Annotated in this window: 2 protein-coding genes; both read left to right on the plus strand. The window is 44.2% G+C overall.

Features of this window, described 5'->3' with window-relative positions; genetic code table 11:
• Positions 1 to 235: 235 nt before the first annotated feature.
• On the plus strand, positions 236 to 943 hold the full coding sequence (locus tag ACR0P9_RS12605; protein WP_432620675.1) for an AzlC family ABC transporter permease: 708 nt from the start codon (positions 236 to 238) through the stop codon (positions 941 to 943).
• Complete coding sequence (locus tag ACR0P9_RS12610) at positions 940 to 1,272, plus strand: branched-chain amino acid transporter permease (protein WP_432620676.1); 333 nt, start codon at positions 940 to 942, stop codon at positions 1,270 to 1,272. The genes ACR0P9_RS12605 and ACR0P9_RS12610 overlap by 4 nt, the downstream gene beginning before the upstream one ends.
• Positions 1,273 to 1,395: the final 123 nt, after the last annotated feature.

The following is a 1,395-nucleotide window of genomic DNA, read 5'->3' on the forward strand; positions in this document are numbered from 1 at the left end:
ACTGGGCATTGCGTCCATGTGGTTGGCTGTCTTTGCGGATACCGGTGTTGCCATTCTGTGTGTTCTCAACTCGATTCGCACGCTTTACAGCAAACAATAAAAGATTTTTTTAGACCGTCGGGCGCAGGCTCGGCGGTCTTTGTCTGCTCCGGAGAAAAATATTGCTGAATATGCGCGGAGATGCTATACTGATACATACCATACTTATACGATTACATAGATAGGAGATGAGGACGTGCAGGGGAGAAGCAAAGAAATCCGGCGGGCGTTTCGCTATGCGTTTCCGCATACCATCCCCATTTTTGCCGGCTTTTGGTTTCTTGGCATTACATACGGCGTGTATATGAATGTATCCGGCTTCAGCTTTGTCTATCCGATGCTGATGAGCATGACGATTTTTACCGGTTCGATGGAATTTGTCACCGCCAATATGCTGCTCGGCGGATTTCATCCGTTGCAGGCATTTGTCATGGCAATTCTAATCGGCGCACGGCATTTGTTCTATGGCATTTCTATGCTGGATAAATTCCGCGGCATGGGCTGGAAGAAATTCTTTTTGATTTATGGCATGTGCGATGAGACATTTTCCATCAATTATTCGGCGGAAATTCCCAAAGATGTAGATCGCGGATGGTTTATGCTGTTTGTGACCGTGCTCAATTATCTGTATTGGGTGACCGGCGCGACGATAGGCGGTTTGTTCGGCTCATTGATTCACTTTAATACGCAGGGATTGGACTTTGCAATGACAGCGATGTTTGTTGTGATTTTTATGGAGCAGTGGATCAAAGATAAAAAGCACACCAGTCAGTTTGTCGGCTTGGGGGCATCGGTTTTGTGCCTGATTCTTTTTGGCGTAGATAGCTTTATGGTTCCGACGATGCTGGTTATTTTGTTTTTCTTGACGATTTTGCGCAAGAAAAGAGAGGAGGAACAGGCATGACGGTTTCGCAGCAAATTGTTACGATTGCCATTATTGTGCTGGGCACGGAGCTGACACGTTTTTTGCCATTTTTCCTCTTTCCGGCGGAAAAACCAACGCCAAAATACATCCAATATCTCGGAAAGGTATTGCCGGCGGCGGTCTTTGGCATGATTGTTATTTACTGCTTGCGCAATGTCAGCCTGTTCTCTGGCAGCCATGGCATCCCGGAACTGATTGCTATTGCTGTGACGGCAGGACTGCATTTGTGGAAGCGGCAAATGCTGCTGTCCATCGCTGGAGGCACGATTTGCTATATGGTTTTGGTACAGATGGTGTTTGTTGTATAAATATTGTAAGTAATAAGTAAAATAATTAGCAATGAAAAATAACACACAAAAATCACAGAATTGCACAATAAAGAACTGTATATTTTTTATATTTACATATATTAAAATTTTGCGTAATATAGA

This window comes from Butyricicoccus sp. (genome assembly GCF_050872565.1).
Lineage (GTDB): Bacteria > Bacillota > Clostridia > Oscillospirales > Butyricicoccaceae > Butyricicoccus_A.